General features: G+C 70.6%; 22 protein-coding genes and 2 tRNA genes. 15 read left to right on the top strand and 9 right to left on the bottom strand.

Going from position 1 to position 22,766, the window contains the following annotated elements:
• Nucleotides 1-33: 33 nt before the first annotated feature.
• The 4 genes from kduI to M3667_RS09625 all read left to right on the top strand — a co-directional run bounded on the left by kduI (nucleotide 34) and on the right by M3667_RS09625 (nucleotide 3,584).
• Entirely contained in the window at nucleotides 34-876 is an 843-nt protein-coding gene (gene kduI, locus M3667_RS09640) for a 5-dehydro-4-deoxy-D-glucuronate isomerase (RefSeq protein WP_251507626.1), read from the top strand.
• Entirely contained in the window at nucleotides 876-1,781 is a 906-nt protein-coding gene (locus tag M3667_RS09635) for a sugar kinase (protein WP_251507624.1), read from the top strand. Before kduI ends, M3667_RS09635 begins: the two co-directional genes overlap by 1 nt.
• Nucleotides 1,778-2,401, top strand: coding sequence for a bifunctional 4-hydroxy-2-oxoglutarate aldolase/2-dehydro-3-deoxy-phosphogluconate aldolase (locus tag M3667_RS09630; protein WP_251507622.1), 624 nt, complete (start codon nucleotides 1,778-1,780; stop codon nucleotides 2,399-2,401). Before M3667_RS09635 ends, M3667_RS09630 begins: the two co-directional genes overlap by 4 nt.
• A gap of 136 nt (nucleotides 2,402-2,537) precedes the next feature.
• The gene (locus M3667_RS09625) at nucleotides 2,538-3,584 is read left to right on the top strand and encodes an NAD(P)-dependent alcohol dehydrogenase (protein WP_251507620.1); all 1,047 of its coding nucleotides are present in this window, start codon (nucleotides 2,538-2,540) and stop codon (nucleotides 3,582-3,584) included.
• A gap of 213 nt (nucleotides 3,585-3,797) precedes the next feature.
• On the opposite strand, the gene pgm is transcribed toward M3667_RS09625, so the two are convergent.
• Nucleotides 3,798-5,444, bottom strand: a complete 1,647-nt coding sequence (pgm, locus tag M3667_RS09620; protein WP_251507618.1) for a phosphoglucomutase (alpha-D-glucose-1,6-bisphosphate-dependent) — start codon at nucleotides 5,442-5,444, stop codon at nucleotides 3,798-3,800.
• Between the two features lie 135 nt (nucleotides 5,445-5,579).
• Between pgm and pheA the strand changes: the two genes are divergently transcribed.
• A complete protein-coding gene (gene pheA, locus M3667_RS09615) occupies nucleotides 5,580-6,542 on the top strand; it encodes a prephenate dehydratase (RefSeq protein WP_251507616.1) in 963 nt (320 codons plus the stop codon).
• Nucleotides 6,543-6,673: 131 nt separating this feature from the next.
• Here pheA and M3667_RS09610 read toward each other — a convergent pair whose 3' ends face one another.
• Nucleotides 6,674-7,711: an LLM class flavin-dependent oxidoreductase gene (locus M3667_RS09610; RefSeq protein ID WP_187358498.1), complete on the bottom strand. Its 1,038-nt coding sequence runs from the start codon at nucleotides 7,709-7,711 to the stop codon at nucleotides 6,674-6,676.
• A 107-nt stretch (nucleotides 7,712-7,818) separates the two neighbouring features.
• On the opposite strand from M3667_RS09610, the gene M3667_RS09605 reads away from it, so the two are divergent.
• Together M3667_RS09605 and M3667_RS09600 are read left to right on the top strand one after the other, a co-directional pair.
• Nucleotides 7,819-8,094 (top strand): hypothetical protein, encoded by a 276-nt coding sequence (locus tag M3667_RS09605; RefSeq protein ID WP_251507614.1) that lies wholly within the window; start codon nucleotides 7,819-7,821, stop codon nucleotides 8,092-8,094.
• A gap of 110 nt (nucleotides 8,095-8,204) precedes the next feature.
• A complete protein-coding gene (locus M3667_RS09600) occupies nucleotides 8,205-8,639 on the top strand; it encodes an Asp23/Gls24 family envelope stress response protein (protein WP_251507612.1) in 435 nt (144 codons plus the stop codon).
• 94 nt (nucleotides 8,640-8,733) lie between these two features.
• Here the strand turns inward: M3667_RS09600 and M3667_RS09595 are convergent, their stop codons facing one another.
• Nucleotides 8,734-10,104 (bottom strand): deoxyribodipyrimidine photo-lyase, encoded by a 1,371-nt coding sequence (locus M3667_RS09595; protein ID WP_251507610.1) that lies wholly within the window; start codon nucleotides 10,102-10,104, stop codon nucleotides 8,734-8,736.
• A gap of 76 nt (nucleotides 10,105-10,180) precedes the next feature.
• A complete protein-coding gene (locus tag M3667_RS09590; RefSeq protein ID WP_251507607.1) occupies nucleotides 10,181-11,470 on the bottom strand; it encodes a diacylglycerol kinase family protein in 1,290 nt (429 codons plus the stop codon).
• Between the two features lie 165 nt (nucleotides 11,471-11,635).
• On the opposite strand from M3667_RS09590, the gene serS reads away from it, so the two are divergent.
• Both serS and M3667_RS09580 read left to right on the top strand, forming a co-directional pair.
• A complete protein-coding gene (gene serS, locus M3667_RS09585; RefSeq protein WP_251507605.1) occupies nucleotides 11,636-12,904 on the top strand; it encodes a serine--tRNA ligase in 1,269 nt (422 codons plus the stop codon).
• Nucleotides 12,901-13,800 carry an HAD family hydrolase gene (locus M3667_RS09580; protein ID WP_251507603.1) on the top strand — a complete coding sequence of 300 codons (900 nt, stop codon included), beginning with the start codon at nucleotides 12,901-12,903 and terminating at the stop codon, nucleotides 13,798-13,800. Before serS ends, M3667_RS09580 begins: the two co-directional genes overlap by 4 nt.
• Before the next feature lie 39 nt (nucleotides 13,801-13,839).
• On the opposite strand, the gene M3667_RS09575 is transcribed toward M3667_RS09580, so the two are convergent.
• Both M3667_RS09575 and M3667_RS09570 read right to left on the bottom strand, forming a co-directional pair.
• Nucleotides 13,840-14,130, bottom strand: coding sequence for a PLDc N-terminal domain-containing protein (locus M3667_RS09575; RefSeq protein ID WP_251507601.1), 291 nt, complete (start codon nucleotides 14,128-14,130; stop codon nucleotides 13,840-13,842).
• 132 nt (nucleotides 14,131-14,262) lie between these two features.
• Nucleotides 14,263-15,546, bottom strand: coding sequence for a DUF2254 domain-containing protein (locus M3667_RS09570; RefSeq protein WP_251507600.1), 1,284 nt, complete (start codon nucleotides 15,544-15,546; stop codon nucleotides 14,263-14,265).
• A gap of 233 nt (nucleotides 15,547-15,779) precedes the next feature.
• On the opposite strand from M3667_RS09570, the gene M3667_RS09565 reads away from it, so the two are divergent.
• The 6 genes from M3667_RS09565 to M3667_RS09540 all read left to right on the top strand — a co-directional run bounded on the left by M3667_RS09565 (nucleotide 15,780) and on the right by M3667_RS09540 (nucleotide 20,977).
• On the top strand, nucleotides 15,780-16,541 hold the full coding sequence (locus tag M3667_RS09565; protein ID WP_251507599.1) for a cohesin domain-containing protein: 762 nt from the start codon (nucleotides 15,780-15,782) through the stop codon (nucleotides 16,539-16,541).
• Complete coding sequence (locus tag M3667_RS09560; protein ID WP_251507598.1) at nucleotides 16,538-18,361, top strand: amidase family protein; 1,824 nt, start codon at nucleotides 16,538-16,540, stop codon at nucleotides 18,359-18,361. The genes M3667_RS09565 and M3667_RS09560 overlap by 4 nt, the downstream gene beginning before the upstream one ends.
• An 81-nt stretch (nucleotides 18,362-18,442) precedes the next feature.
• Nucleotides 18,443-18,527 (top strand) — tRNA-Ser (locus M3667_RS09555).
• A 263-nt stretch (nucleotides 18,528-18,790) separates the two neighbouring features.
• Nucleotides 18,791-20,080: an LCP family protein gene (locus M3667_RS09550; protein WP_251507597.1), complete on the top strand. Its 1,290-nt coding sequence runs from the start codon at nucleotides 18,791-18,793 to the stop codon at nucleotides 20,078-20,080.
• 96 nt (nucleotides 20,081-20,176) lie between these two features.
• A tRNA-Ser gene (locus M3667_RS09545) sits at nucleotides 20,177-20,265 on the top strand.
• A 190-nt stretch (nucleotides 20,266-20,455) separates the two neighbouring features.
• Complete coding sequence (locus M3667_RS09540; protein ID WP_251507596.1) at nucleotides 20,456-20,977, top strand: DUF1877 family protein; 522 nt, start codon at nucleotides 20,456-20,458, stop codon at nucleotides 20,975-20,977.
• 113 nt (nucleotides 20,978-21,090) lie between these two features.
• Here the strand turns inward: M3667_RS09540 and M3667_RS09535 are convergent, their stop codons facing one another.
• The 3 genes from M3667_RS09535 to M3667_RS09525 are packed head-to-tail and all read right to left on the bottom strand — an operon-like array spanning nucleotide 21,091 to nucleotide 22,669.
• On the bottom strand, nucleotides 21,091-21,351 hold the full coding sequence (locus M3667_RS09535; RefSeq protein WP_251507595.1) for a DUF6510 family protein: 261 nt from the start codon (nucleotides 21,349-21,351) through the stop codon (nucleotides 21,091-21,093).
• On the bottom strand, nucleotides 21,351-22,082 hold the full coding sequence (locus M3667_RS09530) for an FAD-binding oxidoreductase (RefSeq protein WP_251507594.1): 732 nt from the start codon (nucleotides 22,080-22,082) through the stop codon (nucleotides 21,351-21,353). Before M3667_RS09530 ends, M3667_RS09535 begins: the two co-directional genes overlap by 1 nt.
• Nucleotides 22,079-22,669 (bottom strand): molybdopterin-dependent oxidoreductase, encoded by a 591-nt coding sequence (locus M3667_RS09525; protein WP_251507593.1) that lies wholly within the window; start codon nucleotides 22,667-22,669, stop codon nucleotides 22,079-22,081. Before M3667_RS09525 ends, M3667_RS09530 begins: the two co-directional genes overlap by 4 nt.
• Nucleotides 22,670-22,766: the final 97 nt, after the last annotated feature.

Raw genomic sequence — 22,766 nt, 5'->3', positions numbered from 1 at the left:
CCGCCCTTTCCACCCCCGACCCAGGAGATTCGCATGACCGCCTCCATCCCCCAGCGCTACGCCACCCACCCCGAGCAGATCCCCGGCATGAACACCGCGCAGCTGCGCGAGCGCTTCCTCATCGACGACGTCTTCGTCGCCGGCGAGGTGCGCCTGACGTACACCCACCACGACCGCATCGTGCTCGGCGGGGCCGTGCCCGCGGGCTCCCCCCTGCCGCTCACCGGCTACCCCGAGATCCGCAGCGAGTACTTCCTCGAGCACCGCGAGCTCGGCATCGTCAACGTGGGCGGCGCGGGCACCGTCACCGCCGACGGCGAGGTCTACGAGCTCGTCACCGGAGCCTGCCTGTACCTGGGTCGCGGCATCCGCGATGTGGTCTTCGCCGATGGAGCGGATGCCGCGGGCGCGCAGTTCTACCTGTTCTCGGCCCCCGCGCACACGGCCTACCCCGCCGCCCTCGTCTCTCCGGGCGAAGGCACGGTCCGCGAGCTGGGCGACCAGCTCACGAGCAACCGCCGCACGCTCAACCAGTACATCCACGAGAACGGCGTGAAGAGCTGCCAGATCGTGATGGGCGTGACGCAGCTGCACCCGGGATCGATGTGGAACACCATGCCGGCCCACACCCACGACCGCCGCACCGAGTGCTACCTGTACTTCGATCTGCCCGAGGACGCGCGGGTCGTGCACCTCATGGGCGAGCGCGAAGAGACGCGACACCTCATCGTCGGCGATCGCCAGGCGATCATCTCGCCGAGCTGGTCGTTGCACTCCGGAGTCGGCACCGCGGCGTATTCGTTCGTGTGGGCGATGGCGGGCGAGAACCAGTCGTTCGACGACATGGATGCCGCGCCCATCACCGACCTGCGCTGATGAGCGGCGTTCTGCTCGCCGTCGGCGAGACGATGGCGATGCTCGCGCCCGCCGACGGCGCGGGAGTGGTCGAGGCGACCGGCTTCCTCGTCGACGCGGGTGGAGCGGAGTCGAACGTCGCCGCGCACGCCGCGGCCCTCGGCGTGACCGTTCGCTGGTGGAGCCGCCTCGGCGTCGACGCGCTCGGCGACCGCGTGCTGTGGCAGGTCGCGGGTCGCGGTGTCGACGTTTCGCTCGTCGAGCGCGACGCGACGCGCCCCACCGGGCTGTACGTGAAAGACCCGGGCCGCGGGGTGAGCTACTACCGGCGGGGCTCCGCGGCCTCTTGCTTCTCGAGGGCGGATGCCGCGAACCTGGCCCTCGATGACGTCGACGTGCTGCACGTCTCGGGCATCACCGCCGCGTTGTCCGACACCGCGCGCGACTTCCTCGACGCCGCGATCGGCCGGGCGAGCGACGAAGGCGTCATCGTCAGCTTCGACGTGAACCACCGTGCCGCCCTGTGGTCGGCGGCCGAGGCCGCGCCCGTGCTGCGCGCCCTCGCGGCCCGGGCCGACCTCGTGTTCGTCGGGCGTGACGAGGCCGAGGTGCTCTGGGGCACCCCCACCGACGCCGACGTGCGCGCGCTGTTCCCCGAGGTCGCCGAACTGGTGGTCAAGGACGGCGACGTCGGCGCGACGGTGTTCGCGGGCGAGGAGCGCGTCTTCGTCCCCTCGCTCCCCGTCGAGGTTCTCGACGCCGTGGGGGCGGGTGACGCCTTCGCCGGGGGATACCTCGCCGCGCGGGCGGCCGGTGCCACGGCATCCGATCGCCTCCGCTCCGGCCACGAGCGCGCCGCGCTCACCCTCCGCACCTACGGCGACTCGCTGCACGATGCCATTCACCCCGACAGGACCCTCGCATGACCCCTCCCGACGCCACCGCCGCCTGGTTCGACGACACCCTGGCATCCGCCCCGCTCATGGCGATCCTGCGGGGGATGGGCCGCGAGCGCTCCCTCGCGCTGGCTGCGACCGCGTGGGACCTCGGCATCGACAACGTCGAGGTTCCCCTGCAGACCCCCGCCGACGAAGAGGCCCTGCGCGCGGTGTGCGCCGCGGGAGCAGAGCGCGGGCGCATCGTCTGCGCCGGCACGATCATCGACCCCGCGCAGGTGCCGGTCGCCGTCGCGGCCGGTGCGCGCTACCTCGTCTCGCCCGGGCTCGACCCCGCCGTCGTCGCGGCAGCCCGAGCGCACGGCATCCCGATCCTCCCGGGCGTCGCGACCCCCAGCGAGGTGCAGCTCGCCGTCTCGCTCGGGCTGCGCTGGCTCAAGGCGTTCCCCGCGACCTGGCTGACCCCCGCGTGGTTCCGGGTGATCCGCGGGCCCTTCCCCGACGTGCGGTTCGTCGCGACGGGCGGTCTCGACGCCGGCAACGTCGCCGACTACCTCGACGCCGGGGTACGGGTGGCAGCCGTCGGCTCGGCCCTCGAGGACTCCTCGCAGCTCCCGCGCCTGGCCGCGCTGCTGTCGCGTACCGCCTGAGCCGGCTCCTCTCCACGCGCGAGGTGCCGATCGCGACGATTCGTCGCACCTCGCGCACATCCGTGCAAGCCCGTCCCTCGGCGGCGTCGGCGGGAGAAGATTGACCGTCCGCAACGATCCCCCACTGAGGAGACCCATGCACGTCAACGCCTACGCGGCGTCGTCCGCGACCTCACCCCTCGAGCCCACGACCATCGAGCGCCGCGACGTCGGCCCGAAGGACGTCCTGATCGACATCGCCTACGCCGGCATCTGCCACTCCGACATCCACACCATCCGCGGCGAGTGGGGCGACGTGCCCTACCCCCTGACCGTCGGCCACGAGATCGTCGGCACGGTCGCCGAGGTCGGTTCCGAGGTCACCAGCCACAAGGTCGGCGACCGCGTCGGCGTCGGCTGCATGGTCAACTCGTGCCGCGAATGCGAGAACTGCCTCGCCGGCGAGGAGCAGTACTGCGAGAAGGGCAACATCGGCACGTACGGCGCGAAAGACGTCGACGGCACGATCACCCAGGGCGGCTACAGCGAGAAGATCGTCGTCGACGAGCACTTCGTGCTGCGCGTTCCCGAGTCGATCCCCTACGAGAAGGCCGCGCCGCTGCTGTGCGCCGGCATCACGACCTACTCGCCGCTGAACCACTGGAACGCCGGCCCCGGCAAGAAGGTCGCCGTCGTCGGCCTCGGCGGGCTCGGCCACATGGCCGTCAAGATCGCCCACGCCATGGGCGCCGAGGTCACCGTGCTCTCGCAGACGCTCAGCAAGAAGGACGACGGCCTGAAGATGGGCGCCGACCACTACTACGCGACGAAGGACGAAGAGACCTTCGACAAGCTCAAGAAGAGCTTCGACCTCATCATCAACACCGTCAGCGCCCCGCTCGACCTCAAGCAGTACCTGGGCCTGCTCGCCCTGAACGGCACGATGGTCAACGTCGGCGCCCCGCCGGAGCCGCTGCCCATCCAGGTCTTCACGCTGTTCACCAACCGTCGTTCCTTCGCGGGTTCGTCGATCGGTGGCATCCGCGAGACCCAGGAGATGCTCGACTTCTGCGCCGAGAACGGCATCGCACCCGAGACCGAGCTCATCTCGGCCGACCAGATCAACGAGGCCTACGAGCGCGTGCTCAAGAGCGACGTGCGCTACCGCTTCGTGATCGACGCGAAGACCTTCGCCCCCGCCTGATCCCGGCTCCCCGAGCCCGGGCTTCGGCCCCGGATGCCACGGCCCCGACGTTCTCCGGAGCGTCGGGGCCGCGGCGTTCCCGCCCGGTCCCGCGTTGCCGCGGAGGTGGCTGAGTTTGTCGAAGCGTCCGGGCGCCCAGCGCGGTCGCACCGCCCCGCCCCACGCGACAGCGGCGCCGCCCCGAGGGGCGACGCCGCTGACGAACCGTGCGGATCAGGCCTGGCCGAGCGCGGCCGAGACGACCGCCCGTGCCTCTTCCTGCACCTCGCGCAGGTGGTCTTCGCCGCGGAGCGACTCGGCGTACAGCTTGTAGACGTCCTCGGTGCCCGAGGGGCGCGCGGCGAACCACGCCGACTCGGTCTGCACCTTGAGGCCGCCGATCGCGGCGCCGTTGCCGGGCGCGTGCGAGAGCTTCGCGGTGATGGGCTCTCCGGCGAGTCCGGTGGCGGTCACGGCATCCGGAGACAGCTTCGACAGCGCCGACTTCTGTGCGGGCGAAGCCGGAGCGTCGACGCGCTGGTACGCCGACGAGCCGAACTGTTGCTCGAGCTCGGCGTAGCGCTGCGACGGGGTCTTGCCGGTGACGGCGAGGATCTCGGCGGCCAGCAGGCACAGCAGGATGCCGTCCTTGTCGGTGGTCCACACGGTGCCGTCCTTGCGCAGGAACGACGCACCCGCCGACTCCTCGCCGCCGAACGCGACGGAGCCGTCGAGCAGGCCGGGGACGAACCACTTGAACCCGACGGGCACTTCGAGCAGCGTCTTGCCGAGGGCGTCGGCGACGCGGTCGATGATCATCGACGACACGAGCGTCTTGCCCACGGCGGCGTCGGCCGGCCAGTTCGGGCGGTGCGAGAACAGGTAGTCGATCGCGACCGCGAGGTAGTGGTTCGGGTTCATCAGGCCCGCGTCGGGGGTGACGATGCCGTGGCGGTCGGCGTCGGCGTCGTTGCCGGTGAGGATGTCGTACTCGTCGCGCGCGGCCACGAGCGACGCCATGGCCGACGGCGAAGAAGGATCCATGCGGATCTTCTCGTCCCAGTCGAGCGTCATGAACTTCCACGTCGGGTCGACCTCGGGGTTCACGACCGTGAGGTCGAGGCCGTAGACCTCGGCGATGAGCGCCCAGTACTCCACCGACGCGCCGCCCAGCGGGTCGGCGCCGATGCGCACGCCGGCGTTCTTGATGGCGTCGACGTCGATGATGGATGCCAGATCCCGCACGTACGCATCGCGGAAGTCGTACTGGCCCAGGCCGTCGAGGTCGATGTCGGCGTGACGCGTGCGCGTGACGCCGTCGAGGCCGGCGGCGATGAGCTCGTTCGCGCGGTCGGCGATCCAGCCCGTCGCGTCGGTGTCGGCGGGTCCACCGTGCGGGGGGTTGTACTTGAAGCCGCCGTCGCGCGGCGGGTTGTGCGAGGGCGTGACGACGATGCCATCGGCTCGGCCGGGGTCGTCGGCCGAAAGGGCGCGGTTGTAGGTGAGAATCGCGTGGCTGAGCGCCGGGGTCGGCACCCACGCGTCGCGGGAGTCGACGCGCACGTCGACGCCGTTGGCGACCAGCACCTCGATGGCGCTGCGTTCGGCCGGGAGCGACAGCCCGTGGGTGTCGCGGCCGAGGAACAGCGGACCGGTGATCCCCTGCGCGGCGCGGTAGTCGACGATCGCCTGGGTCGTGGCGAGGATGTGGTCTTCGTTGAAGCTCGTACTCAGCGACGATCCGCGGTGACCGCTCGTTCCGAAGGCGACGCGCTGCTCGGGCACGGCGGCGTCGGGCTTGCGGTCGTAATACGCGGCGATCAGTTCGTCGATGTCGATGAGATCGGACGCCTCTGCGGGCTGCCCTGCGCGACTGCTCATGCGCCCAGTCTGCCCGCTCCCTCCGACATGCGCATACGCCGTGTCGCATTCTGAGAGAATCCGTGGCTGCGCTGCGTCCGCGAGGGTCGGAGACCGCGGCATCCGGGATCATCCCCCCGGTCTAGGCTGGACGCCGTGCTGCCCGACACAGAGACCGTGCCCGCCCGCCGTACCTACAGTTACCTGGGCCCGGCCGGCACGTTCACCGAGGCGGCCTTGGCGCAGGTGCCCGAGGCGCGCGACCAGATCTGGCGACCCGTGCGCAACGTCGGCGAAGCGCTGGCCGACGTCGTCGAGGGCCGGTCGGATGCCGCGATGATCGCGATCGAGAACTCGGTCGACGGCGGCGTCTCGACCGCGCAAGATGCCCTGGCGACCGTGCCGGGCCTGCGCATCGTGGGCGAGTACCTCGTGCCCGTGAACTTCGTGCTCGTCGGCCGCCCCGGAGCCACCCTCGCCGACGTCTCGCTCATCGCCGCCCACCCGGTCGCCTACGGCCAGTGCCTCGGATGGCTCAGCAAGAACCTCCCCGCGCACGCGCACCTGCCCGCCGAGAGCAACGTCGCGAGCGCGCTGGGCGTGCTCGACGGGACCAGTGCGGCGGATGCCGCGGTGGCGGCCCCCGGCATCGTCGCCCACCACGACCTCTCGGTGCTGGCCGAGAACATCGGCGACAACCCCAACGCGGTGACGCGATTCGTGCTGGTCAGCCGCACGGTCGCCCCGGCTCCGCCCACCGGTGCCGACAAGACCTCGCTCATCGTCGAGCTGCCCGAGGACCACCCGGGTGCCCTGCTCGAACTGCTCGAGCAGTTCGCCACGCGCGGCATCAACCTGAGCCTGCTGGCCTCGCGCCCCATCGGCGACGCCCTCGGTCGCTATCGCTTCGTCATCGACGCCGACGGGCACGTGCACGACGAGCGCATGGCCGATGCCCTTCTGGGCCTTCGTCGGTTCAGCCCGAAGGTCATCTTCCTGGGCTCGTACGCCCGCGCCGACCGCGCGATCGTCCGCTACCCGCAGCGTTACAGCGACGACGTGTTCGTCGAGGCGCGCGACTGGCTGCGCGGTCTGCTGAGCGGCGAGCCCGAGGCCTGACCCGTCGCGAGGTCCCTGGGCTTGTCGAAGGGCCCGGCGCAGCCCAGGTCCCTGAGCGTGTCGAAGGGCCCGGGCCCCGCGGTGCCCCGGTGGCTTCGACAGGCTCAGCCACCTCGCGCGGCGCTGCCGCGTCAGGCTGCGACGGTCGCGGGAGCCGCGATGAGCTCGAGGGTCTGCACGCGGCCTTCCGACCCCTCGCCCTCGTACGCTCCGGCGACGGGCGAGACCATGATCTCGTCGACGCCGTGCTGCGCGGCGAAGGCTGCGAGCTGGCCCTGCACCTCGGCGCCGGTGCCTACGAACCACTTCTGCCGGGTCGAGGCCATGATCGATTCGGCCATCGCGTCGAACGGCTCGGCCTTGGCCTGCTCGATGGTCTCGAGCGGCACCATGGGGCGGTTGGTGCGCAGGCGCGCCATCATGCGCAGCTGCGGCAGAGCGCGCTCTTCCGCTTCTTCGGCGGTCGGCGCGGCGACGACGTTGGCGGTGACGAAGGTGCGCGGGCCTTCACCCGACTCGTTGGGCACGAACTGGTCGCGGTACACGCCGAGCGCGTGGGTGAGCCCCTCGCCCGAGAAGTGGTTCGCGAAAACGTAGGGCAGACCGAAGCTGGCCGCCAGTTGCGCCGAGTAATCGCTCGAGCCGAGCAGCCACACCTGGGGGGTTCCGGATGCCGCGGGCGTCGCCTTCACCTGGTACTCGGTGCCCGAGGTGAAGCGCACCGTCGCGCCGTCGGGCGAGGTGAGCGCCATGATGTCGGTCACGTGGTCGGGGAAGCGCGAGACGTCGCTGGTGGTGCCCGATCGGTTCAGCAGCTGGGTGATGACCGGGTCGCTGCCGGGGGCGCGGCCGATGCCGAGGTCGATGCGGCCCGGGGCCAGCGCCTCGAGGGCGGCGAACTGCTCGGCGACGATGAGCGGGGAGTGGTTCGGCAGCATGACGCCGCCCGAGCCGACGCGGATGCGCGAGGTGCGCGCCGCGGCGGCGGCGATGAGCACGGGGGGAGTGGTCGACGCCACCGAGGGCATGTTGTGGTGCTCGGCGAACCAGTAGCGCCGGTAGCCGAGGCGGTCGGCCCGCTCGACGAGGTCGAGGGCGGCGCTCACCGCCTGCGCGCTGTTCTGCCCGTGGCGCACGGGAACGAGGTCGAGAACGGAGAGGGAAGGCATGGCGTCGTTCACCTCGGATCCAACCGGTTCGTGCCCTCTCGTATTCCTCCGGCGCGAGAGCGCAACCCCCGTGACCTCCGCCGATGACGCGGCTTACCGTCCCGCGCATGGGGACCGAGACGATGGTGCGCACGCAGATCGCGATAGGCGAGAACTCCTATCACCTCGCACAGGGGCAGGACCTCGGCGACCTCGAGCGACGCATCGAAGAGGCAGTGCACGCGGGCGGGAGGTTCGAGCGGTTCGTCGCGGTCGGAAACCGTGAGATGTGGGTTCTGTTCACTCCGCACACGAGTGTGACGTTGTCGGTAGAGACCGTGGAGTTCGACCCGCGCGACACGGGGGATGCCGACGAGGCCTTCGGCGACTTCTTCGGCGGATGACCGACGGTCAGCATCCTCTCAGGAAGATTCCGTGACGAATGGTGCTCGGCGTACGTCTTACCTATGACATCGCGGGACACACGGTCCCGGAACGACGGAAGGAAGCGAACATGGCTGAGAACACCACCACCACCACCGCCACCCCCACCCCCGCCACGAAGGACGGCGGCTCGACCGTCATCGTCGACGCCGTCGTCGCCAAGGTCGCCGGCATCGCCGCGGCCGAGGTCCCCGGCGTCCACGCCCTCGGCGGCGGAGCGGCCCGTGTGATCGGCAACATCCGTCAGGCCGTCGGCGCCAAGGACCACGCCCAGGGCGTGAGCGTCGAGGTCGGCCAGACCGAGGTCGCCGCTGACATCGCGATCCAGGTCGACTACCCCGAGCAGCTGCAGCGTGTGGCCTCGGACGTCCGCGCGGCCGTGCACCAGGCCATCACCGAGCTCGTGGGTATGAAGGTCGCCGAGATCAACGTGACCGTGGTCGACGTCTTCATCCCGGGCGACGACGACGACGAGAACGACGCCGCCGAGCAGCGCGTCAACTGACACTCGTCTCGAAAAGGGGCGTCACCGTGAGGTGGCGCCCCTTTCGCGTCCCCGGATGCCGTGAGCTTCGCGATCCGTCGAAGCGGGTTCCGGCTCAGCCCCCGTGGCGCACGTGCGAATACGCGTCGAGCGCCCGCTTACGCGTCTCGCCGAGGTCCACCATCGGCTCCGGCGGGTTCTCGCCGAGGTACTCCGGGGCCCACTCCTTGACGTAGGCGTCGTGCGGGTCGAACTTCTTGCGCTGCGTGTCGGGGTTGAACACGCGGAAGTACGGAGCGGCATCCGCACCGCTTCCCGCGACCCACTGCCAGTTGAAGGGGTTGCTCGCGGCATCCGCGTCGACGAGGCAGTCCCAGAACCACTGCTCGCCGTGACGCCAGTCGATGAGCAGGTTCTTGATGAGGAACGACGCCGTGACCATGCGCACGCGGTTGTGCATGACGCCGGTGTGCCAGAGCTGGCGCATGCCGGCGTCGACCACGGCCACTCCCGTCTTGCCCTGCTGCCAGGTCTTGAGGTGCGACCGATCGAGCTTCGGCCACGGGAAGGCGTCGAAGTTGCGACGCCAGTTCACCGTCGCGATGTCGGGGGAGTGATAGGTCACGTGCCAGGCGAACTCTCGCCACACGACCTCTGACAGGAAGCCGCTGGCGCTCTGCGCGTGCTGGCCCGATCCACGGTGCTCGAGGGTGTCGTGCCACACCTGGTAGGGGCTGAGTTCGCCCCAGCGCAGGCGGGGTGACAGGTTCGAGGTGGCGCCGCCGGCGAACTCGTCGCGGTACTTCGAGTAGTCGCCGAGGTCGTCGTCGAGGAACTCCTTCAGGCGCGCCTTCGCCGCGGGCTCTCCGGGCTCCCACGTCTCGCGCAGGCCCCCGGCCCAGTCGGGCTTCGTGGGCAGCAGGTTCCACGCGCCGAGGTCGTCGGCGTCGACCCTGCCGTCGAAGCCGGGGATCTTCCGCGCCTCCGGCATCGGCGGGCGCGGGGCGGGGAGCTTCTGCACGGCTCGCGCGAAGGGGCTGTACACCCCGTACGGCTTGTCGGACTGGGTGCGCACCGTCCACGGTTCGTAGAGCAGGTTGGCGGCGAACGAGGCGACGGTCACGCCGTCGTCGCGCAGCTTCTCTTTGATGCCGGCGTCGATCTCGCGCTCCACCCCGCCGTAGCGTCGGTTCCAGAACACCGCCCCGGCGCCGACCTCCTCGACCAGCGCGGGCACGACCTCGGCCGCCTTGCCGCGACGGAGCACCAGTGACCCTCCGCGCTCGCTCATGCGCTCGCCGAGGGAGGTCAACGACCCGTGCAGCCACCAGCGGGCCGCCCCGCCGATCTCGCGCACGCCCTCGGACTCCTCGTCCAGCAGGTACAGGGCGACGATCGGCTCGTCGCGGTCGAGGGCTGCGCGCAGCGCCGGGTTGTCGGTCAGGCGCAGGTCGTCGCGGAACCAGACGATCGAGGGTGAAGCCATGCGTCGACGCTATCCACCGCGGCATCCGGTGCTTCGGGCTTGACACCCGCGCGCGGCCGCCGCCGCCCCGAGAAGGTCAGAGCGAGGAGGTGTCGTGGCCCTTCGGCAGCGCGACCACGAGCCCGCCGGCGACGATGCGGGTGTACACGCGCGTCGCCTCGCCGAACTCGTCGCCGTCGAGCTCGATCGGCTGCGCGGGAGCGGTCGCCAGCTCGATGCCCGTGCCCCGCAGGTAGCGCACCGAGGTGTCCTTGCGGCGCTCGAGCACGCGCCGCCCGGCGCGGAACTTCCGGAGCACCGAGTTGTCCCACACGATGCTCCGCCACACGCCCAGCCAGCCGAGCACACCGCTCGGCTGCAGCACGGCCACGTCGAGGCTGCCGTCGGCGATGGAGGCGTCGGGGATCAGCGCCACACCGCCCTGCAGGGCGCCGCAGTTCGCGAAGAGCACGCTCTGCACCTTCGCCGAATGCAGGCGGTGGCCGTCGAGCTGGTACATGACGCGGAAGGGCTTCGCCGACACGAGCGACCGCGCCGCTCCGTCGACGTAGGCGACCCAGCCGACCTGCTTCTTCAGGTCGTCGCGGGTGTTCTGGATCATCGCGGCGTCCAGGCCGATGCCGGCCATGACCGAGAAGCCGTGCTCCTCGATCTCTCCGCCGGCGCGACGGATGCGCGCGATCCCGGTGTCGATCGACAGGACGTCGCCCTCGAAGGTCGAGCGGATCATCGCGTCGCTGTCGGAGAGGGGCAGGTTGAGGTTGCGGGCGAGCAGGTTGCCCGTGCCGCTCGGAATGATCGTCAGGGGCACTCCCGACGAGGTCAGCGCCTCGGCGACGGCGCGGACGGTGCCGTCGCCGCCCGCCACGAGCACGGCGTCGACCTTCTCATCGAGGGCGGCGCGGGTGGCGTCGTCGCCCAGGTCATCGACCGTCGTCTCGTAGAACAGCGGTTCGGCCCAGCCGGCCTCGGCCGACAGCTCGGCCGTACGGGCGCGCAGGGTGTCGGGGTCGACCTTGACGGGGTTGTAGACGAGGGCGGCCCGCTTCTTCTGAGTCGTCTCGGCGTCGATCGGGGCCTCCTCACCTTCGGCGTCGACACGCTGCGTCTTACCGGGCATCTCGGCCGACGAGTCGGGGTCGACGTCTTCGGGCTGGTGGATCGTGTCGTCGGGCTCCGCAGCGTCCTTGGGGTGGGGGACGTCCTTGCGCGGGTGATCGGCGACGTCGTCGCCGAGGCGTGCGGCGTGGAAGTGCTCGTCCGAGCCCTGGGCCGCGGCGGCATCCGCCTTCACCTCGTCGGGAGCGTCGGTAGGAACGGTCTCGGGGGACTCCGCGTCGTCACGCGGCTCGTCAGGGGCGGCCATGGGGTCAACCATAGGACCGCCCCGCGCCCCGGAACGGCGCGGTGGGGTGGGCTTGACGGGCGGATGCCGAGCACCCCGACCTGCGAGCGCCGCCCGCCCGGTCGTGGCGCGGGCTCCCGCACGGGGGAGCGAAGCGGCACGCGACGCCGACCGTAGGATGGACGCGTGATCGACCTGACCCTGCTGCGTGAAGATCCCGAGCTCGTGAAGCGCTCCCAGATCGCCCGCGGGGAGTCGCCGGATCCGGTGGACGACGCCCTCGCCGCCGATCGCGACCGCCGCGCCGCCATCGCCGCCTTCGAAGAGCTCCGCGCCGCGCAGAACGCGCACGGCAAGCGCGTCGCGCAGGCGCCGAAAGACGAGAAGGCCGCGCTCGTGGCCGAGGCGAAGCAGCTCAGCGAGCAGGTGAAGGTCGCTCAGCACGCCGCCTCCGAGGCCGAGGCCGCCGCCGAGGCCGCCCTCGCGAAGATCGAGAACATCGTCATCGACGGCGTTCCGTCGGGCGGCGAAGAGAACTTCGTCACCCTGCGCACCCACGGCGAGGTCCCGACCTACGACTTCACCCCGCGCGACCACCTCGAGATCGGCGAGTTGCTCGGCGCGATCGACATGGAGCGCGGCACGAAGGTCTCGGGCAGCCGCTTCTACTTCCTCACCGGCATCGGCGCCCGTCTCGAACTGGCGCTGATGACCCTGGCCCTCGACCGCGCGCTGCAGGCGGGCTTCACCCCGATGATCCCGCCGACGCTGGTGCGTCCCGAGGTCATGCGCGGCACCGGTTTCCTCGGTCAGCACGCCGACGAGGTGTACCACCTGCCGAAGGAAGACCTCTACCTGGTCGGCACGAGCGAGGTTCCTCTCGCCGGGTACCACATGGACGAGATCCTCGACTTCGAGCGCGGCGCCAAGCGCTACGCCGGGTGGTCCACGTGCTACCGCAGCGAGGCGGGCTCGTACGGTAAGGACACCCGCGGCATCATCCGCGTGCACCAGTTCAACAAGCTCGAGATGTTCGTCTACACCGACCCGGCCGACGCCGAGGCCGAGCACGACCGCCTCGTCGCCATGCAGGAGGGCATGCTGCAAGACCTGGGCCTCGCCTACCGCGTGATCGACGTGGCCGCCGGCGACCTCGGCTCGAGCGCCGCGCGCAAGTTCGACATCGAGGCCTGGGTGCCCACTCAAGACGCCTACCGCGAGCTGACGAGCACCTCGAACTGCACGACCTACCAGGCCCGTCGCCTCGAGACCCGGTTCCGCCCGGCCGACGGCGGCAAGACCCAGCCGGTCGCGACCCTCAACGGCACGCTCGCCACCACGCGGTGGATCGTGGCGTTGCTCGAGACGCACCAGCGCGCCGACGGATCGGTCACGGTCCCCGAGGTCTTGCGGCCTTACCTCGGCGGGCTCGAGGTCATGGAGCCCATCGCGTGAGCGACGAGGCCGCCCTTCCCCGCACCGGAGACATCGACGCGTCGCCGCAGGACGAGGCGGCCGAGCTCGTCGTCGACGTCGCCCGCGAGGCGCCGGTCGGACGCATGCTCATCGCCCTCGACATCGACGGCACCGTGCTCCTCGAAGACGAGACCCTCAGCCCCGGTGTCGTCGACGCCGTCCGTCACGCGCAAGACGCGGGGCACGAGGTCATGCTCGCCACCGGACGCAGCTGGGACAGCACGCACGGGGTCATGGAGCGCCTCGGCATCCGTCCCGAGTACGCCGTCTGCTCGAACGGGGCCATTGTGATGCGCCGGGTCGGCGAAGCGGATGCCGCGGAGTACGAGCGCGCGCACGTCGAGACGTTCGACCCGACCGAGGTGCTGACGCTGCTCGGCGAGCACCTGTCGGGGGCGCACTTCCTGGTGGAGCTGCCCGACGGGAAGCGCCTGTTCACGGATTACCTCGACGACTGGAACCTCGTCGGCGCCAACAAGGTGACCTTCGCGGAGCTCTCGGGTCAGCCCGTCTGCCGCGTGGTCGTGGTCGCGCCGGAGCAGACCGACAAGGACTTCCTCGAGCTGGTCGAGCGCATCGGCCTGACACAGGTGTCGTACGCGATCGGCTGGACGGCGTGGCTCGACATCGCCCCGCAGGGCGTCGACAAGTCCACCGCGCTCGAACTCGTCCGCGGCTGGCTCGACATCGCCCCCGAGAACGTGCTGGTGATGGGCGATGGGCGCAACGACATCGAGATGATGCAGTGGGCGATGCGCAACGGCGGTCGGGCGATCGCGATGCACCAGGGTCCGCCCGAGGTGCACGCCGCGGCCGGCGAGGTCGGCCTGTCGGTCACCGAGGGCGGCGTCGCGGCGGTGCTGCGGGCGCTCTGACGTCGCGCGGGCCAGCCCAGCGCCGGCCCGCGCCTCGCCTCACACCCGCGCGGACCCGCTTGCCACGTGCGCGGCGCGGTCGGCCAGGTACGCCGTGCGGTCGACCGCGCTCAGCGGGCGGTTCGTCGCGCGGTGATCGACCACTCGTGTGGCCTCCCACGCGACCAGGCCCACCGGCGGCAGCAACAGCAGGGCGGTCGCCCATGCGGCCTTGAGCCCCACCGACGCGTGCGGGTCTCGCACGGCGACGACCGCGGCCAGGACGGATGCCGCGTATACGAGCGCGAACACCGCCAGGACGATCTGCGAAGACATGCTGGGTACGATCATGGTGACCTCCTCATGTCAGACGGCCCGTGGGTCGTGAACGACTGATGAGACCCGGTCTACTCCTCGCGGAGCGCGCCCTCAACGGCGCGTGGTCACAGCGAAGGGGATCGATAGCCCGGCCATAGCGTGCTGTCAGGAGCGCCGGTCGTCGACCGATCCCGCGGCGACGTCCCGCCAGGCGTTGCGCGCCGACCCCTCCAGCATCCGGCGGTCGCCTCGGGGGAGTTCGCGCCGGCTCCGCTCGAGCGCCTCGCGCGCGGCATCGCGGAACACGCGCGCATTCCGAGGGGCGGATGCCGCGAGCGCGGCGAGACATTTCTGCAGGCGCACCTGCACCTCGAGGAACCCCGCTCCGTCGCGCGCCAGCGGGCGGAACGCGTCGTCGACGAGATCCGCCAGGCGCGGAGCGGGCACGTAGACGCGCTCGTGGGCGACGTCGTCGTCCGCCTGGGTCCTCAGGGCGCGTGCGAACACGCGCTGCAGCGCGGCGATCACCTCGATCGCCGTCCCCGGGTCGTTGGTCGACGGCGAGAGTGCCCGGCTTCCGATCTCTGTGAGGGCGATCACACCGAAGCGGGGATCCTGTTCGTACGTGCGGTGGTGCTCGATCCGGAATGCTCGCCGGATGCCCGCGACCACCTCGTCATCGACCCTGCCGACGATTTTCGCGAGAGGGACGCGGGCATCGGTGATGCGTCCCGGCGTCGCCCGCACGTGGATGTCGACGGAGAAGCGCTCGGCGATGCGGCCGAGTCCCGCCACATCGACGTGCGTGACGTAGCCGACGTCCTCGGCGTGGACGGCTCTCGCTCGGGCAGGGATCTCGACCGCGGCGCGGGCACCGAGCGTCGGCCTCTCGGCGTAGACCTCCAGCGATGCGGTCGCCGCCTTCTCGACGCGGTCGATCACGTCGGCCATCCGGCCGAAGGTCGACAGGTGCGAGATCCATCGCAGCAGGGTGACGATGACGATCACGATGATGACCAGCGTCGCCACGAACAGGATCGTGCGCCCCTGGCTCTGGTAGTACCCGGTCTCGAGGGCGACGATGCCGACCAGCGAGAAGGCGAAGGCCCCGACGAACGTCGACACCGCGTTCTGCGAGGTCGGGTCGGCGATGAGCAGCTGCGTCGACCGCGGGGTGGCGGTCGTGGTCGCCGACGAGAACGCCGTGACCATCGCGGTGACCGAGAACGTGCTGACGGTGAGCATCGCGGTCGCGATGATCTGCAGCAGCGAGCCGACAGCGTCGTCGGCGAGCCCGAAGCTGAACGAGAACGGCAGCAGGGGCCCGACGAATCGGGCGGCCAGCACCACGACGATCCCGACGACGGTGAACACGGCGGCGCGCACCCACACCTGCCGGCCGAGCCGGAGGAAGAACGAGGCCAGGGGGCTGCGTGCGATCGGTGCCATAGACGCGACGCTATCCGGATGCCGTGCCCGCGGCCGGGGGCTGGACTCGATGTCGCGGCGGCTTCCCCTGGCACGCGCGCCGGAGTGCTGGATCGTCATGTCGCCGAAACGCCGGGCAACGCCGCCGTCACACCTCCGTGTCAGGGTCGGAGCACCCGAACGATCACAGGATGCGAAAGGCCCCCGCGGATCCCGATCGTCGCTCGACCGATCCGAAGGAGCCTGACTGGCACATGTCTGCCCACATTTCCGCATCCCCGCCGAGAGCGACCCGTCGTCTCGGCGTCGCGCTCACCGCGGCACTCGCCCTCCTGGGGCCTGTCGTCGCCGCCGCTCCCGCGGCTCACGCCGCCCCGCCGACCGCCGCCCTCGCGCTATCGCTGAGTTCAGCCGACGTCACGACGGGCGACACGTTCGTCGCCACGATCACCGGATCGGGGGTCAGTGACCTGTATTCCTACGACCTCGAGATCGCCTTCGACCCGGCTCTCTTCGTCCCCACCGGCGACGAGCCGACCGGCCCCTCCGGCGGCTTCACCTCCGCGGTGACGGACGCCGACACGGTGACCGTGTCGCACACGCGCCTCGGCACCTCGCCGGGGCTCGAGAGCACCGGCGACGTGACGCTCGCGTCCGTCCCCTTCCGCGCCGTCGCCGCGGGTTCCACGGCCGTCGGCGTGACGTCCGTGCGCCTGGTCTCGTCGGGCGGTGACGTGACGACCGCCGTCACGGTGGCATCCGCGCCCCTCGTCATCGCGGCGGCCCCGACGCCCTCCCCGACCCCGTCGCCGACCGCGACGGCCTCACCCAGCCCGTCCGCCTCGGCCTCTCCGTCGACGACCCCCTCCGCCGCCCCGGCCGCGAACGGTCCGGGCGGACTGGCCGCCACCGGAATCGACACCGCCGCATGGCTCATCTCCGGGGCCCTCGGCGTTTCGCTGATCGCCGCAGGAGCGCTCTTCGTGCTCCGCCGTCGTCAGGGGGTGAGCGAATGAGCGCCCTGACCCGTCGCACGTTCGCCGTGTGCGCCACCCTCGGTGTCGCCGTCGCCGGAGGGCTCGTCGCGCCCGCTGCCGCCCTGGCCGCCCCGGCACCCGCCCCGAGCGCTGCCCCCTTCCTCGCCCCGTACTACACCGAACTCGATCGCACCGGCGATGAGCAGGTGACCACGGCCGACCTTTCGGCCCTCGCGCCGCACATCGGTTCGGTGAAGGGCGATGCCGATTGGGCGGATGCCGCGACCTTCGACTTCGACGGTGACGGCGCCGTGACGGCATCCGACCTCGCCGACCTGTCGGAGCGCATCATCTACGACGACGGGCCGTTCCAGATCGTGGAGGCCGACGCCGTGGCCATGCAGGCGGCAATGAACGCCGGCGTGATCACGTCGGTTTCGCTCACCCAGCAATACCTCGACCGCATCGCCGCCTATGACAAGGTCGTGCGCCAAGACGGCGGTCGACCGCTCAACTCGATCATCACGACGAGCCAGGTGGCGTTGACGGCGGCGGCAGCGGCCGACGCGATCCGTGCGGAGAAGGGGATGACGAGCATGCTGCTCGGCATCCCGGTCGCGCTCAAGGACAACTACGACACCGCCGACATGCCCACCACAGCGGGCTGCGGGTGCTGGAACGCGAACCAGACCTCGAGCGACGCCACGATGGTCACGGGGCTCCGCGCCGACGGGGCGGTGATCATCGCCAAGGCCAGCATGGACGAGTTCGCGATCAACCTGACCTCGCAGTGGTCGGCGTTCCAGCCCGCGGGCACCGCGTTGACGGTGTCGAGCCCGTACGACACCACCAAGACCTCGGGCGGCTCGAGCGGCGGCACCGGGGCGGCGATCGCGGCCAACCTCGCCGGCATCGGGTTCGGAACCGACACGGGCGGGTCCATCCGCGTCCCGTCGACGTACAACCAGTTGGTCGGCGTCCGGCCGACGGTCGGACTCACCAGTCGCGCCGGCATCGTTCCGCTCGCGCTCTCGCAGGACACGGGCGGCCCGATCGCCCGTTCGGTGCAAGACGCCGCGATCGCGCTCGACGCCGTGGTGGGAGAGGATCCGAACGACGCCGCCACCGCGCGCCAGGCGGGCAAGGTGCCGGAGTCGTACACGACGTTCCTCGACGCCGGCTCGCTGAAGGGCAAGAAGTTCGGCTACATTGCGTCGATGCTCGGGACCAACCCGATCACCGCACGGCTCTTCGCCCAGGCGAAGGCGACCCTCGAGGCACAGGGGGCGACGGTGGTGGCGGTCGCCGCACCCGACGGCTTCTCGGCCATCGTGGGCGAGGGCAGCGGCAGTGGGCCGGAGTTCAACCACGATCTGCAGAAGTACATCGACGCCTATCTGAACCCCGATGTGTCGGCTCGCAGCCTGTCGGCGATCTCGCAGTCGCCGAACATCGTGCCGGGGCGCGCGACCAGCCCCTACGGGCAGCGTGCGACCGTCACGGAAGACGCCTACCAGGCCTGGGCCGGGCCGCAGGGCTCGCACACCCTGCAGCTGGCCAAGGGCAAGCAGACGATGATGGCGTTCATGGACGCCCAGGGTCTGGATGCCGTGATCTACCCGTCCGGCAACCCGTACTCCACCATCGGCACCAACATGCGTCTGAGCCCGAACACGGGGCTCCCGGCGGTGACGGTCCCGATGGGGCAGGGCACGGCCCAGGAAGGGGCGACCGGAGGGGTGAACCTCGAGTTCCTCGGTCGCGACTTCGGCGAGGGCCCACTCCTCGGGTTGGCGTACGGATTCGAGCAGGCGACCCAGGCCCGCACGACCCCGTCGGCCTACGGCCCGCTCGGCTGAGCACCGCGCGGTGGCGGCCCCGGTGCGTCCGGGGTCGCCGCCCGCGTCGGCCGCTGTGGCTCGGTAGACTCGTCGGGTCCGGGAGGGTTGTCCGAGCGGCCGATGGACCTGGTCTTGAAAACCAGTGGGCAGCAATGTCCCGTGGGTTCGAATCCCACACCCTCCGCAACGAAAGAACGCGGGCCCCGCAGGGGTCCGCGTTCTTTCGTTATGACCGGCGGAGCGGGAGTCGAACGTCGTTGGGCCCACGCCGCCCGACGCTCCGCGCCGCGCGGGTAGGCGCGCCTGGCAGCCGGGCGAGAAGGGTCGGTGAAACGCCAGGTCTTCACGCCATTCACAGCCGCCCGTCCCTAGTATTGCTGCGACCTCCGGCCGTGCCGGAGCGTGACGTGCTGCCGGGCCGGCGGCATCCGTCGTGAAAGGACCCGAGTGAGCAAGACCACCCCTTCGCGCGGTCAGCGGACCGTCGCGCGCCATGGGCGACTGACGTCGCCGGGCCCCGTCGCGCAGCTGTTGCGCGGCCTCGCGATCGTCCTTGCCGTCGTGCTCGTATCGGGTGGAACGGTGCTCGCCTACGCCGCCGTCGACCTCACGCGCAGCTTCACCGCCGACGCCGTCGAGCTGAAGAATCAGCCGGCCGTCCCGCCCGACATCGGCGAGCTGCAGGGCGGCGTCAACATGCTGCTGGTCGGCACCGACGAGTGCGAGCCGGCGTTCGCGCAGTACTTCGGCGATCGCTGCACGGGTCCCGACTCCGACGGCAGTCTGAACGACGTCAACCTCCTCATCCACATCTCCGACGCGCCCCGGCGCGTGACGGTCATCTCGTTCCCGCGTGACCTGATGGTGCCGATCCCGGCGTGCACCAACGCCGACGGGCAGGAGAACTCGGCACGAAGCTTCGCCCAGATCAACAGCGCGTTCGACGACGGCGGCCTGTCGTGCGTCGTGCAGACGGTCTCCGAGCTCAGCGGGCTCGAGATCCCGTTCGCGGCCAAGGTCAGCTTCGGAGGTGTCATCAACATCACGGATGCCATCGGTGGCGTCGACGTCTGCATCGCCAACGGCATCAAAGACCCGTACACCGGCATCGACTGGCCCGCCGGCATCCGCACGGTGAAGGGCTTCGACGCCCTGCAGTTCCTGCGTACGCGTCACGGTGTCGGCGACGGTGGCGATCTCGGTCGCATCTCGAACCAGCAGCAGTACATGTCGCGACTGGCCAACAAGCTGAAGAGCCAGGAGGTGTTGTCGAACCCGGCGACCCTTTACAAGCTCGCCTCGACCGCGCTGCGCAACGTCGATCCCTCGACGTCGCTGACCAATCCGCTGACGCTCGTGCAGATCGCCTCGGCGGTCAAAGACGTGCCGTTCAACGAGATCGTCTTCATCCAGTACCCGACCGGAGCCGACCCGTCCAACCCGAACCGCGTGGTGCCGAACGAGGACGACGCCAAGACGCTCTGGGCCGCGCTCGCCGCGAACCAGCCGCTGCAGCTGTCGGGCAACCTCAGCGACGGTGACGGAGTGGTGGCCGACCCCAACGCGGCGCCGGCTCCCACGGCATCCGCCTCTCCCGAGGCGACCGAGGCTCCCGCTCCCACGGATGGCACGACGCCCACGCCCGACCCCAGCTCGAGTGCCGTCGTGCTCCCCGAGGGCATTGCGGGTCAGACCGCCGCGCAGGCGACCTGCTCGAACGGCAACGTCCGCGAGTGAGTCCTCGCCGCCCGGCATATCGGACATGGTTCGAATGCCGGGCGGCATCCGGTTAGTATTGACCGGTGTGCTCGCGCCGAGAGGCGTCGATCACCTGGAGACGTCGCATAGTCAGGCCTAGTGCACCACCCTGCTAAGGTGGAGTCCCCGTAAGGGGACCGAGGGTTCAAATCCCTCCGTCTCCGCCGAAAAAGCCCCGGTTCGCCGGGGCTTTTCGCGTGATGTCGATGTGGCCGTGCGAGGTGCCGCCGGGCGCACGCCGTGTCGACTGAAGGCCAAGACTGAGGCTTCTCCCCAGATGCAATCTCGCCGCAGTTCTCCCCCGATCGCCCAAACGCCTGCCGGACGTGACCGAGTGGTGGCAATGCTGGGGCCATGGGAATTCGCTACTACGCATACGCTTTCGACGCTGACCACGCCCGGCAGGCGATCGAAGACCCCCGCAGCATCTTGTCCAGCGACCCGCTCGCCGACGCGTGGGGCTTGGAGCCGCACGCCACGGTGAGCTTCACGACCTTCGAACAGGTTCCCTCCAAACGCGACATGCTGTATCTCGACAAGGCGTGGGCCGCGCTCCAGAACTTGACCCTGCCCAATTCGAAGACGGATGCCGCAGCGTCATGCCACCGGATTTTCGAGGGGAACGTCAGTATGACGGGGTTCGGGTGGGACCCGTTCATCCGAACCATTCTGCCCACGGAGATGCCGGCCATTCACTCAGACCTCGCTCGCTTCGATGAGTTTCGTGTTCGTGCGTGGGCCGATCGGTGGAAAAGCCCACACGGGGCGAGCCGCGATGACGAGCTTCGCTACGTCCTTGATCACCTCGAGAAAGCGCAGCAGTTCGTCGAAGCCCTGACTGCGGACGGTCGGGGCATGGTCTACATGATCGGGTGACGTGGGCCTGCGCGTCGCTCATGGCTCGCCCCCGTTCCTCGTTCGGGCCCCATGGCCGGGTACCGGTCTGCCCCGAGGATCCCGACGGTGATGCCCGACCGCAATGTGCGCGGTCAGCCGCGGTGCATCTCCACCGCGCTCACGCCCGAAAGCCCCAGCCACGAACGACCGTCGGGGCCGTCGACGACGGTGAGGAGCACGGCGTCGCACCCGCGGCATCGCGCCACCGTCCCCATTGCCGAGGCGTACACCGTCGCCGTCGCGAGTAGTCCCGTGAGCCCGCAGTGGGTGCATCGCACCCCGGATGCCGTGGCGTCCCATCCGAGCAGGTCGTCGAGGCGACCGGCCAGGGCATTGCCGTCGAGAAGCGTCATCAGGAACCTCCGAAGCGTTCGGTGCGGATGCGGGCGGCCGAGTGGCCCGCCTCGATGAGCCAGCCCGAGACGGCCTCGACGAACGGCGTCGGTCCGCAGACGAAGACGCGCGGCCGCTGATCGGCCGGGATGACCGCGGCGCGCAGGCCCTCGACGGTCAATCGCGCGGGGGCACGCTCCGCGTTCGCGGGGGCCCGGCGGGTGTACACGAGATCGAGGGCGAACCGATCGTCGACGAGCGCCGCGAGCTCGTCGGCGAAGAACACGTCGTCCGGGGTGCGAACGGAGTACAGCAGCCGGAAGGGGGTCGCGTCGGCGCTCGCCGCGTGCGCCGAGGCCATCGCGAAGAGGGGGACGACCCCGGAGCCGCCCGCGATCAGTTGCACCGGTGCGGGGTCATCGGACGGCATCCACACGAAGAACGCCCCGAGCGGTCCGTGCACCTCGATCCGGTCGCCTTCGCGCAGGTCGTGGACGAGGAACGGCGAGACCTCCCCATCGGGCACCTCGTCGACGGCGAGGACGATGCGCGTACCCGAGCCCGCCGACGCGACGGAGTACGACCGGCTCGCCTGGTAGCCGTCGGGGGCGGTGAGGCGCACGTCGAGGTGCGAACCCGCCTCATTGCCCGGCCACGTGGGCACCTCGAGCTCGATCCGCCGGACCGTCGCGGTCTCGGGGCGCGAGGCGACGACGGTCGCGGCGTGCCAGGCGGCGGGGCGCGCGGTCACCCGTACCGTTCCTCGCGCCAGGGGTCGCCGTGCAGGTGATAGCCGTTCTGCTCCCAGAACCCGGGCTTGTCGGCCGGCATCGTGATGAGCCCCTGCACCCACTTCGCGCTCTTCCAGAAGTACAGGTGCGGCACGAGCAGGCGAGCGGGGCCGCCGTGCTCGGGCGTCAGCGGCGCCCCGTCGGCCTCGAAGGCGATCCAGCTCTTGCCGCCGAGCAGGTCGTCGAGGGCGATGTTCGTCGTATAGCCGCCGAAGGAGTGCACCATCGCGAAGCGATGCGAGGTCTCGATCCCGGCGAAGAGGCGATCGAGCGAGACCCCGCGCCACGGCATGTCGAGCTTCGTCCAGTGCGTGACGCAGTGGATGTCGACGGTGATGTCCTCGACGCCGAGGGCCTCGAGCTCGGCGCGGCTCCAGCGGTGCACGCCGTTCTCGGTGCCGATCGCGAACTCCCAGCCATCGTCGGCGATGCGGGGCGTCGGCCCGGCCGACAGCACCGGCCAGTCGCCGACGAGCGTCTGACCGGGCGGGAGTCGGGGGTCGCGCTCGCGTCGTCGCCCCGAGAATCCGCGTGTGATGAACGACATGGCTCTCCTCTGCGGGTGGCGGTGGCTTCACCCTAGCCACGGCCGCGCGGCGACGACAGAGCGCCGACCCCGGCGCCACCCCGTCCGCCACGGCCCC

Source organism: Microbacterium sp. P26 (assembly GCF_023712585.1).
Taxonomy (GTDB): Bacteria; Actinomycetota; Actinomycetes; order Actinomycetales; family Microbacteriaceae; genus Microbacterium; species Microbacterium algihabitans_A.
The sequence above is the reverse complement of the archived record's forward strand: the minus strand, read 5'-3'. Positions and strand labels throughout refer to the sequence as shown.

What these genes read in the sequence shown, in the direction of transcription:
- M3667_RS09575 (WP_251507601.1), bottom strand. Translation starts at nt 14,130, where the DNA reads ATGATCGTACCCAGCATGTCTTCGCAGATCGTCCTGGCGGTGTTCGCG.
- pgm (WP_251507618.1), bottom strand. Translation starts at nt 5,444, where the DNA reads ATGAGCAGTCGCGCAGGGCAGCCCGCAGAGGCGTCCGATCTCATCGAC.
- kduI (WP_251507626.1), top strand. Translation starts at nt 34, where the DNA reads ATGACCGCCTCCATCCCCCAGCGCTACGCCACCCACCCCGAGCAGATC.
- M3667_RS09605 (WP_251507614.1), top strand. Translation starts at nt 7,819, where the DNA reads ATGGGGACCGAGACGATGGTGCGCACGCAGATCGCGATAGGCGAGAAC.
- M3667_RS09560 (WP_251507598.1), top strand. Translation starts at nt 16,538, where the DNA reads ATGAGCGCCCTGACCCGTCGCACGTTCGCCGTGTGCGCCACCCTCGGT.
- M3667_RS09570 (WP_251507600.1), bottom strand. Translation starts at nt 15,546, where the DNA reads ATGGCACCGATCGCACGCAGCCCCCTGGCCTCGTTCTTCCTCCGGCTC.
- M3667_RS09535 (WP_251507595.1), bottom strand. Translation starts at nt 21,351, where the DNA reads ATGACGCTTCTCGACGGCAATGCCCTGGCCGGTCGCCTCGACGACCTG.
- M3667_RS09610 (WP_187358498.1), bottom strand. Translation starts at nt 7,711, where the DNA reads ATGCCTTCCCTCTCCGTTCTCGACCTCGTTCCCGTGCGCCACGGGCAG.
- M3667_RS09565 (WP_251507599.1), top strand. Translation starts at nt 15,780, where the DNA reads ATGTCTGCCCACATTTCCGCATCCCCGCCGAGAGCGACCCGTCGTCTC.
- M3667_RS09590 (WP_251507607.1), bottom strand. Translation starts at nt 11,470, where the DNA reads ATGGCCGCCCCTGACGAGCCGCGTGACGACGCGGAGTCCCCCGAGACC.
- M3667_RS09525 (WP_251507593.1), bottom strand. Translation starts at nt 22,669, where the DNA reads ATGTCGTTCATCACACGCGGATTCTCGGGGCGACGACGCGAGCGCGAC.
- M3667_RS09595 (WP_251507610.1), bottom strand. Translation starts at nt 10,104, where the DNA reads ATGGCTTCACCCTCGATCGTCTGGTTCCGCGACGACCTGCGCCTGACC.
- M3667_RS09635 (WP_251507624.1), top strand. Translation starts at nt 876, where the DNA reads ATGAGCGGCGTTCTGCTCGCCGTCGGCGAGACGATGGCGATGCTCGCG.
- M3667_RS09625 (WP_251507620.1), top strand. Translation starts at nt 2,538, where the DNA reads ATGCACGTCAACGCCTACGCGGCGTCGTCCGCGACCTCACCCCTCGAG.
- M3667_RS09630 (WP_251507622.1), top strand. Translation starts at nt 1,778, where the DNA reads ATGACCCCTCCCGACGCCACCGCCGCCTGGTTCGACGACACCCTGGCA.
- M3667_RS09600 (WP_251507612.1), top strand. Translation starts at nt 8,205, where the DNA reads ATGGCTGAGAACACCACCACCACCACCGCCACCCCCACCCCCGCCACG.
- M3667_RS09540 (WP_251507596.1), top strand. Translation starts at nt 20,456, where the DNA reads ATGGGAATTCGCTACTACGCATACGCTTTCGACGCTGACCACGCCCGG.